This is a genomic window from Anaeromyxobacter sp. PSR-1 (genome assembly GCF_000964525.1).
Taxonomy (GTDB): Bacteria; Myxococcota; Myxococcia; order Myxococcales; family Anaeromyxobacteraceae; genus Anaeromyxobacter.
Window position 1 is genome coordinate 1 of record NZ_BAZG01000180.1, and the last position, 9,105, is coordinate 9,105.

The window sequence follows — 9,105 nt, forward strand, 5'->3', positions numbered from 1 at the left end:
CACCTGGCTCGACGAGCGCTCGCAGGCGCTGGTGGAGCGGATGGCGGCGCGGAAGGAGCTGCGCGGCGCCGCGCCGGGCGTGGGCGCGCCCGCGCCGATCGCGCCGCGGCCAGAGCGCACCCCGGCGCCGACGCGCGCTCCCCTGCCCGCCTCGCCGGCGCCGGTGGCGCGCCCGCCGACCCCGACCCCGGCGCCCGCCGCCACGCCGCCCGCGCTCCCTCGTGCGGGTGCGACCGCGACCCCGCCGCCGGCGCCCTCGCCTTTCGCGGCGCCCGCGGCGCCCGTGCCGGCGCTCGCCGATCTCTCGCGCCCGCACCGCGTCGAGCAGCTCGAGGCCGGCCCGGCCCGCGTCGCCACCGGGCTGCCGGACGAGCCGGTCCCCATCACCCGGCCGTCGCGCTACGTCATCGGCATCGACCTCGGCACGTCCAACTCCTGCGCGGCGGTGGTGCGCGACGGGCGGCCGTACGTGATCCCCTCGCGCGAGGGCTACAACACCGTCCCGTCGATCGTCGCCCTGAACGCGCGCAACCGGATCGTGGTCGGGCACCTGGCCCGCGCGCAGCTCCTCACCAACCCGCGCGCCACGGTCTGGGGCGCGAAGCGGCTGGTGGGCCGCGCCTTCGAGTCGCCGGTGGTCCAGGAGATCAAGGGCAAGTTCGCCTACGAGATCGTGGCCGGGCCGGACGGGCTCGCGGCGGTGCGGCTCGGGCCGGAGACGCTCACGCTCGAGCAGGTCTCGGCGCTGGTGCTCGCGGAGGTGAAGGAGGTCGCGCAGAACCACCTCGGCGAGGAGGTGAACCGCGCCGTCATCACCGTGCCCGCCTACTACAACGAGCGGCAGCGCGCGGCGGTCCGGCACGCCGGCGCGCTGGCCGGCCTGAAGGTGGAGCGGATCCTGAACGAGCCCACCGCCGCGGCGCTGGCGTACGCGTTCGGGCGGCACCTCGACCAGCGGGTGCTGGTCTACGACCTGGGCGGCGGCACCTTCGACGCCTCGGTGCTGGAGCTGAACGACAACGTCTACGAGGTGGTCTCCACCGGCGGCGACACCTTCCTCGGCGGCGTGGACTTCGACAACCGCATCGTGGAGCGGATGCTCGCCGCCTGGGAGCGCGCCCACGGCGCGCCGTTCGCCGGCGATCGCGTGGCGCTGTCGCGCATGGTGGACGCGGCGGAGCGGGCCAAGTGCGCGCTCTCGGAGCGCACCGAGCACCGGGTGGACCTGCCGTTCCTGGCCCTGGCCGACGGCCGGCCGCTCTCGCTGGACCTGGCCGTCACCCGCGACGAGGTGGTGGAGCTGGTCGCGCCGCTGGTGGACCGGACGCTGGCGGTGTGCCGCGACGTGCTCGCGGCCCGCTCGCTCTCCACCACCGACATCGACGAGGTGATCCTGGTGGGCGGCCAGTCGCGCATGCCGCTCGTGCACCAGAAGGTCGGCGAGTTCTTCGGGCGGGCGCCGTCGCGGGCGGTCCACCCGGACGAGGCCGTCGCGGTCGGCGCGGCCCTGCTCGCGCACTCGCTGCAGGGCGCCGAGGGCGTCGTGCTCATCGACGTGCTGCCCATGTCCATCGGCATCGGGCTGCCGGGGGGCCGGGTGAAGACCATCATGGAGCGGAACACGCCGCTCCCGGCGCGCAAGCAGTACGGGCTCACCACCTCGCACGACGGCCAGACCGAGTTCGAGCTGGTGGTGCTGCAGGGCGAGGGCGCGCACGCCGACGACTGCGAGTACCTGGGCACGCTGCGCCTGGAGGGGCTGCCGCCCGGGCCGCGCGGGATGGTGAAGATCGCGGTGACGTTCGAGCTGGGCGCCGAGTGCCTGCTCACCGTCACCGCCCGCGAGCTGAACACCGGGCGCAAGGTGCAGGCGGTCATGTCGGCGCGGGAGGGCGCCGCGAGCGCCCGCCGGCGGCTGGAGCGCGAGGGCGCCCCGGCGGTCTCGACCGGCAGCTTCCCGGTGCCGCCCGCGGAGGCCGCCGAGCCGGCCGGCGAGGCCGCGGCGAGCGGCGCCGCGCGCGGGCTGGGCGGGCTGCTGCGCCGGCTGCTGGGCCGCAGCGAGGCGCGGTAGGCGTCAGTCGCGGTCGCCGTCCGGCGACGCCGGAACGGCCCGGCGCGTCTGGAGCCAGCGCAGGAACAGCCCGAGCAGCACCACGCCCACGCCGAGCAGGATGTAGTGGCTGAAGCGGGCCGCGAGGCGCGCCGCCTCCTCGATGTTCGAGCCGAAGTAGAAGCCGAGGCAGACCCAGAGCGGCGCCGAGACGAGCGCCGCGGCGCCGTCGAACAGCAGGAACTCCCAGTACGGCATCCCCGCGTGGCCGGCCGTGAAGTAGGTCGGCATGCGGATGCCCGGGAGGTAGCGCGCCACCACCACCACCACGTTGCCGCGGCGGCGCATGAGCTTCTCCACCTTCTCGAGCTTCTCGGGCGTGATCATGCGGCGCAGCGGGCGGAAGTCCGCCACCCGGGCGCCGAACTTCCGGCCGGCCAGGAAGATCACCGAGTCGCCCGCCAGGATGCCCGCCAGCCCCACCGCCACCATGAACAGCAGCCCGTCGTCCCGGAGCATCCCGGCGATCGACGCCGACTCGAGGTCGCTCGCGAGCCAGGCGAGCACGCCCCCGGTGACGAGGATCACGTCCTCGGGCATGGGGAGGCCGAAGCCGCACAGCACCAGCACGGCGAAGACGAACGCATAACCGACGTGGAGGGAGTGCCCTCCGAGCAACTCGACCAGGCGTTCGAGCATCCGCGGTGCCTCGCGCTCCTTCCCGGGATCCCGGCTTACCGCATGTCCGCCCGGAGGTCACGCGGCACGTGCGCCCGCGCGCAGGCCGCCCGCCCGCGTTCGCGGGCGCGCGTCGCGCACGTCCCGTGCGCCCGGGTCACGGCGCGGAGGGTCTCGCCGCCGCCAGGCCGCGCAGCAACTCGCGGCTCTCCGCCACCTTCGCCGAGAGGTCGGCGGCGATGGCGAGCGCCAGCTTCAGGCAGGCCTGCGGCTTCTGCGGCTGCAGCCGCGCGAAGTCGCGCTGGGCCAGCTCCAGCACCTCGCAGGGCGTGGCCGCCACCGCCGACACCAGGCGCACGCTCTTGCCGAGCAGCGCCAGCGCGCCGAGGTGCTCGCCCGGCCCCAGCACGGCCAGCTCGCGCTCCCCGTCGGGCCCGCGCTGGGTCACGCGCACGGTGCCGGTCTTCACGATGAACATCGACTCGCCCACCATGTTCTCGACGAACAGCGGGCTGCCGGCCGGGACCGCCTTCTCCGCGGCGACGCTCGCGAAGATGCGCAGGCCGGTCTCGGTGAAGTCGCGGAACAGGACCGAGCGCTGGAGCGCCTCGACCACCGTCATGGGACGCCCCCCTCGGCGCGGTAGCGCGCGGCGTACGCCACGTAGTTCGCCGCGCTGGTCCGGAGGAACGCGATCTCCTCCGGCGTGAGCGGGCGCTTCGGCCTCGCCGGCTGGCCCATCACCAGCGTGCCCGGCGGCACCACCGCGCCGGGCGGCACGAGCGCGCCGGCCCCGACCATGGCGTCCGGGCCCACCACCGCGCCGTCGAGGACGATCGCGCCGATGCCGATGAGGCAGCGGTCGTGCACGGTGCAGCCGTGCAGCACGGCGCGGTGGCCGATGGTGACGTCCTCGCCGATGACGGTGGGGTGCGTGCGCGTGGTGACGTGGATGACGGTCCCGTCCTGCACGTTGGTGCGGGCGCCGATCCGGACGGTGTTCACGTCCCCCCGCACCACGGTCCCGAACCAGAGCGACGCCTCGGCGCCGACCTCCACGTCGCCGGTGACGACGCAGCCGGGCGCGGCGAAGACGGTCGGGTGCAGCCGGGGCCTCGCGCCCGCGTACGGCAGGAGGATGGGCATCGCGCCCGGGATGCTAGCCCGCGCGCGACCGGCGCCGCAAGAATGCGGCGGCGAGCGCCGCGCCCGCCAGCGCCCCGGCGGTGTCGGCCGCCCAGTCGAACGCGTCGGGCTGCCGGTTCGGCACGTGCGCCTGGTGCCACTCGTCGCTCGCGCCGTACAGGCTGGCCAGCACCGCCGCCGCGACGAGCAGCCGGCGCCCGCGCGCCAGCCGCGTGCCGGCGAGCGCCAGCGCGAGGAGCGCCCCGAGCACGGCGTACGCGGACGCGTGGACGATCTTGTCGTGCGAGAAGATGCCCTTCGGCACGAACGGCAGCGGATCCGGGCGCGAGGAGAGCCAGAAGATGAGCCCGGCGTACGCGGTCGCGCCCGCGGCCGCCAGCACCCGCCAGCCCCTCCCGACGGGGGCGGCGACGGCCCCCGCCCCGGCCCGGAGCTCCGCGCTCACGCGAGCGTGCCCGAGAGCGAGCTGCCGCCCGCGCGCGTGATCCGCACCCGGACGCGCGCGCCGGCGGGCGCGGCCGCCTCGTCCGCGGCCAGGTGGACCACGCGGTTCTCGGGCGTCCGCCCCAGCCGCTCGCCGGGCTCGTCGGACGGGCCCTCCACCAGCACCTCGACCACCTTCCCCAGCTCGGCCGCCAGGATCTCCCCGGCGATGCGCCGCTGCGCCGCGAGCAGCCGCTCGAGCCGCGCCACCGCGACCTCGCGCGGCACCTCCTGCCACTCCGGCGCGCTGCCGAGCCGCACGGCCGCGACGGTGTGCGGCCGCGGGCTGAACACGAAGCTGAAGCTCTGCTCGAAGCGCGCGCGCTCCAGCAGCGCCAGCGAGGCCTCGAAGTCCGCGTCGGTCTCGCCGGGGAACCCCACGATGAAGTCGGTGGTGATGGCGATGCCGGGCCGGGCGGCGCGCAGCCGGTCGAAGCGGTCGAGGTACTCCGCCACCGAGTAGTCCCGGCGCATCCGGCGCAGCACGGCGTCGGAGCCGGACTGCACCGGCAGGTGGAAGTGCGGCATCACCTTCGGCTCGTCGCGGAACACCTCGACGAGCGCGTCGGAGAGGTCGTGCGGGTGGCTGGTGGTGAAGCGGATGCGGTCGATCCCGGGCACGGCCGCCACGCGCCGGAGCAGGTCGGCGAAGGTGCAGCCGCCCGTGTACGAGTTCACGTTCTGCCCGATGAGCGTCACCTCGCGCACGCCCACCTCGGCGAGCGCGGCGCACTCGGCCACCACGTCCGGGAACGGCCGCGACACCTCGCGCCCGCGGGTGTGCGGCACGATGCAGAACGCGCAGACGTTGTCGCAGCCCTTCATGGCGGTGACGAACGCGGTGGCCCGGCCGCGCGCCGCCTCGGCGTCGGCGCGCGGGAACACGTACTCCTCCGAGTCCATCCAGCCGGTCTCGGCGAAGCGCTCGTCGCGGGCGCGCTCCACCATCTCCGGCAGCCGGCCGATGTTGTCCGGCCCGAAGACGAAGTCCACGTACGGCACGCGCGCGAGCAGCCGGTCCTTCTCCTGCTGCGCCACGCACCCCGACACCGCGATGAGCGCGCCGCGGCGCGCCTTCACCTCGCGGTAGCGCCCCAGCGCCGAGAGCAGCTTCTGCTCGGCCTTCTCGCGCACCGCGCAGGTGTTGAGCAGGATGAGGTCGGCCTCGTCCGCGCTGGCGGCGCGGGCGAAGGCGTGGCGCCCGAGCAGCTCGACCATCCGGTCGGAGTCGGACTCGTTCATCTGGCAGCCGAACGTGTGGACGTAGACCTTGCGCGGCGGCGCCGCCGGCGAGGCGGCGGGCCCGCCCGCGGCGGGGGCCGGCTTCCTGGAGAGGGGCACGAGATCGGACATCGGCGCGGAACCTATGGAAGGGTGGGCGGGGAGTCAATCACCGCCCGTCGCGGGGGGCGGCCGGACCGGGACCCGCCGCGTCAGCGGCCGGGCACCAGCGCGTCGGCGATCCCCTCCAGCTCGGCGAGCGTGGTCACCGGCGCCACGCGGTCGCAGTGGGCCGCGTAGAGCGGCAGCTCGCTGTCCCCGGTGCCCCACAGGTGCCGCGGCTCGGGGCACATCCACAGCACCCGCCGGGCCCGCCGGCGCAGCTCCTCGAGCACCCACGCCTCCGGGGGGTTGTAGTTGTTCCGGCCGTCGCCGATGACGAGCACGGTGGTGCGCCGGGTGACGGCGGGCAGCGCGGCGCGGTGGAAGGTGCGCAGCGCCCGGCCGTAGTTGGAGTTGGCCGCCAGGCTCACCGCCCGCGCGGCCACCGCCAGGTCCGCGGCGCGGGCCGGCTCGCGCTCGGCCCGCAGCTGCGCGGTCACCTCGGCGAGGTCGGCCACGAACACGAACGTGCGGACGCGGCTGAACAGCGACTGCATCGTGTAGAGGAACAGCAGCATCAGCCGGGTGACGTGGCGCACCGACTCGGAGACGTCGCACAGGACGACCACGTCCGGTCGCTGCGGGCGCCGGCGCCGGAACACCACCTGCGCCGGGAAGCCGCCCAGCCCGAGGTTGCGCCGGAGCGTCCGCCGGACCGCCAGCACCCCGCGGCGGCGGCTCCGGTCCCGCCGCACCAGCCGGCTCTTCAGCCGCTCGGCGAGCCGCTTCACGGCGCGCTCGGTGCGCGCGAGCTCGTCGCGCGAGAGCGGCGCGAGGCCGCCGCGCCCCTGCTCCGCGCGCCGCACGCTGCGCGCGCCCGCCTCCAGCTCCGCCCAGCGCCGGGCGGCGTCCTCGACGCGCCGGAGCGCGGCGGCGACCCGCTCCGACACGAGCTGCAGCTTCGCCGGGTCCAGCCCGCGCGCCCGCAGCGCCTGCTCCAGCGCGGCCGCGTCGGCCGGGAGCGCCGCGCCGCCGGCCGCCGCGAGCAGGCGCCGGCCCTGGAAGCCGGTCGCACCGGCGCTCGCCAGCGCGGCGAAGTCGAGCTGCTGCGCGGCCGCGCGGAGCAGCCTGGCCAGGAGCCCGGGATCCCCCTGGAGCGCGGCGAGGGCGAGCGGGCTCATCGCGGACGCCAGCTCGCCCAGCGTCCAGGCGACCATCTCCAGGTCGTCGGGCTCGAGCAACCCCTGCTCCCCCAGCTCGGCGAGCAGCCCGCGCTCGGCCCCGGCCACCAGCCGGCCCATCCCGGAGAACAGCAGGTCGAAGAGCGCCTCGAACACCGGCACGTCCGCGGCGCGCTTCACCAGCGTGGCCCGCAGGGCGGCCTTGAACGCGCCCCGGTCCTCGACGCCCACCAGCGCGCCGGCGGCGACCGCGTCCGCCACCTCGGCGGGCGACACGCGCACGCCGTTCGCGCGCAGGAGCCGGGCGAGCTCGGAGACCAGGGCGTCCACCCCGCGAGTCTAACCGGGCCGGCCGGCCGGCGCGCCGGGACGGCGGGGCCGGCTGCGCGCGCGCCGGGGTCGGTGTATGACGGGAGGCCATGGGACCGCTGGTCGTGCCCGTCTTCCTGGCGCTGTTCGCCGTCCAGCTGGCGGTGGAGACCGGCCTGCTCGCGCTCAACCTCCGCCACGTCCGCCGGGTGCGGGGCGTGCCGACCCCGCTCGCGGGGCAGGTGAGCGACGAGATCGCGGCCCGGAGCCGCGCCTACACGCTCGCGAACGGGCGGCTGGCGCTCGTGGACGGGCTGTGCTCGGCGGCGGCCACGCTCGCGGTGCTGTTCTCCGGCCTGCTGCCCTGGCTCGACCGCGCCGTCTCGGCGCGCCTGGCCGGCCCCCACCGCTTCGTGGCGTACCTGATGCTGCTCGCCGTGGGCGGCGCCGCGCTCGCCCTCCCCTTCTCCGCCTGGCGCACGTTCGTCACCGAGACCCGCTTCGGCTTCAACCGGACCAGCCTGGGCACCTGGCTCGGCGACCGCGCCCGGAGCCTCGCCATCCAGGTCCTCATCGGCGTGCCCGTCCTGTACGCCGTCTACGGGTTCATGCGCTTCTCCGGCGCGCACTGGTGGCTCTGGCTGTTCGCGTTCCTGGTGGTGGTGCAGGTGCTCCTGCTGTGGGCGTGGCCGACGCTGATCGCGCCGCTGTTCAACCGCTTCCAGCCGCTGCCGGAGGGGCCGCTCCGCGAGCGGCTCGACGCGCTGGCGCGCGAGGCGGGGTTCGCGAACCGGGGGCTGTTCGTGATGGACGCGTCGCGCCGCTCCGGCCACTCGAACGCGTACTTCACCGGCATCTTCCGGCCGCGCATCGTGCTGTTCGACACGCTGGTGGCGAGCATGAGCGTGGACGAGGCGGCGAGCGTGCTCGCCCACGAGATCGGGCACTACCGCCGGCACCACGTGCACCGCGGGCTGGCGCTGTCGCTCGCCGGGACGCTGGTGATGCTGTTCGTCCTGTCGCGGCTCGTGCCCTGGCCGCCGCTCTACGCGGCGTTCGGCTTCGACGGCCCGTCGCTCCACGCGGCGGTCGCGCTGCTGTCCCTGTGCGGCGGCGCGTTCGTGTTCTGGCTGGCGCCGCTCGCCGCGCAGATGTCCCGCCGCCACGAGTACGAGGCGGACCGCTACGCGATCGCGCTGGCGCGGGCGCCGGACGCGCTCGCGAGCGCGCTGGTGCGCCTGAACGGCGAGAACCTCTCCAACCTGCACCCGCACCCCTGGTACAGCGCCTGGCACTACAGCCACCCGACGCTGGTCGAGCGGCTCGAGGCGATCCGGGCGCAGGCCGCCCCCGCCGGCTGAGCGCCGGGGAAGCGCGCCCTCCCGCGCTACTCGTCGAAGCGGATGGGCATCACCACCCAGAGCCGGGTGGGCTTGCCCGCGGCGTCGGCGCCGGGCGCGAAGCGGCAGCCGCGCACCGCCGTCCAGATCGCGTCGGCGACGCGGCGGTCGGGCAGGTCGCCCATCACCTGGAACAGCCCCACCGTCCCGTCCTTCGCGACCGCGAAGCGCACCGTCACCGGCCCGCTCACCCGCTCGCGCGCGTCGCGCGGCAGCCGGATGGCGTCCTGCACGCAGCGCGGCACCAGGAGGTTCGGCTTGCGGAACCCGGCCGCCGCGTAGCGCGGCGCGTCCTCCACCGGCGTCGCGCCCGCGGGCGGCGGCGGCAGCGGCACGTCGGACCAGCCGCCGCGATCGCCGTCGGCGTGATCGAGCGACACGAGCGTGGCCGGGCCGACCGAGCCCGCGCCGCGCGACGGGGCCGGCTCGGCAACGCGCTCCGAAGCGCGCTCCGAAGCGCGCTCCGAAGCGCGCTCCGAAGCGCGCTCCGGGGCGCGCGCCGCGGACGGCCGAGGTGCGGGCGCGGGGGCCGGCT

General features: G+C 76.1%; 9 protein-coding genes. 2 read left to right on the top strand and 7 right to left on the bottom strand.

All coding sequences use genetic code 11. The features are described from left to right. Positions 1–2,071: Hsp70 family protein (locus PSR1_RS19175; RefSeq protein WP_059439028.1), on the top strand; the 2,071-nt coding region annotated here is incomplete at its 5' end. A gap of 3 nt (positions 2,072–2,074) precedes the next feature. Here the strand turns inward: PSR1_RS19175 and PSR1_RS19180 are convergent. From PSR1_RS19180 to PSR1_RS19205, 6 genes are all read right to left on the bottom strand, one after another. Next, positions 2,075–2,749, bottom strand: coding sequence for a DedA family protein (locus PSR1_RS19180; RefSeq protein WP_059439029.1), 675 nt, complete (start codon positions 2,747–2,749; stop codon positions 2,075–2,077). Positions 2,750–2,885: 136 nt separating this feature from the next. Next, the gene (locus PSR1_RS19185) at positions 2,886–3,350 is read right to left on the bottom strand and encodes a cyclic nucleotide-binding domain-containing protein (RefSeq protein ID WP_059439030.1); all 465 of its coding nucleotides are present in this window, start codon (positions 3,348–3,350) and stop codon (positions 2,886–2,888) included. Beyond that, complete coding sequence (locus PSR1_RS19190; RefSeq protein ID WP_059439031.1) at positions 3,347–3,874, bottom strand: gamma carbonic anhydrase family protein; 528 nt, start codon at positions 3,872–3,874, stop codon at positions 3,347–3,349. The genes PSR1_RS19185 and PSR1_RS19190 overlap by 4 nt, the downstream gene beginning before the upstream one ends. Positions 3,875–3,887: 13 nt before the next feature. After that, positions 3,888–4,319: a VanZ family protein gene (locus tag PSR1_RS19195; protein WP_059439032.1), complete on the bottom strand. Its 432-nt coding sequence runs from the start codon at positions 4,317–4,319 to the stop codon at positions 3,888–3,890. Then, the gene (miaB, locus tag PSR1_RS19200) at positions 4,316–5,710 is read right to left on the bottom strand and encodes a tRNA (N6-isopentenyl adenosine(37)-C2)-methylthiotransferase MiaB (protein WP_059439033.1); all 1,395 of its coding nucleotides are present in this window, start codon (positions 5,708–5,710) and stop codon (positions 4,316–4,318) included. Before miaB ends, PSR1_RS19195 begins: the two co-directional genes overlap by 4 nt. A gap of 80 nt (positions 5,711–5,790) precedes the next feature. Next, positions 5,791–7,191 carry a VWA domain-containing protein gene (locus tag PSR1_RS19205; RefSeq protein ID WP_059439034.1) on the bottom strand — a complete coding sequence of 467 codons (1,401 nt, stop codon included), beginning with the start codon at positions 7,189–7,191 and terminating at the stop codon, positions 5,791–5,793. Positions 7,192–7,280: 89 nt separating this feature from the next. Between PSR1_RS19205 and PSR1_RS19210 the strand changes: the two genes are divergently transcribed. Beyond that, entirely contained in the window at positions 7,281–8,531 is a 1,251-nt protein-coding gene (locus PSR1_RS19210) for a M48 family metallopeptidase (protein ID WP_059439035.1), read from the top strand. Between the two features lie 26 nt (positions 8,532–8,557). Here the strand turns inward: PSR1_RS19210 and PSR1_RS19215 are convergent, their stop codons facing one another. Further along, a complete protein-coding gene (locus tag PSR1_RS19215; protein WP_237758154.1) occupies positions 8,558–8,950 on the bottom strand; it encodes a TonB family protein in 393 nt (130 codons plus the stop codon). Positions 8,951–9,105 lie beyond the last annotated feature (155 nt).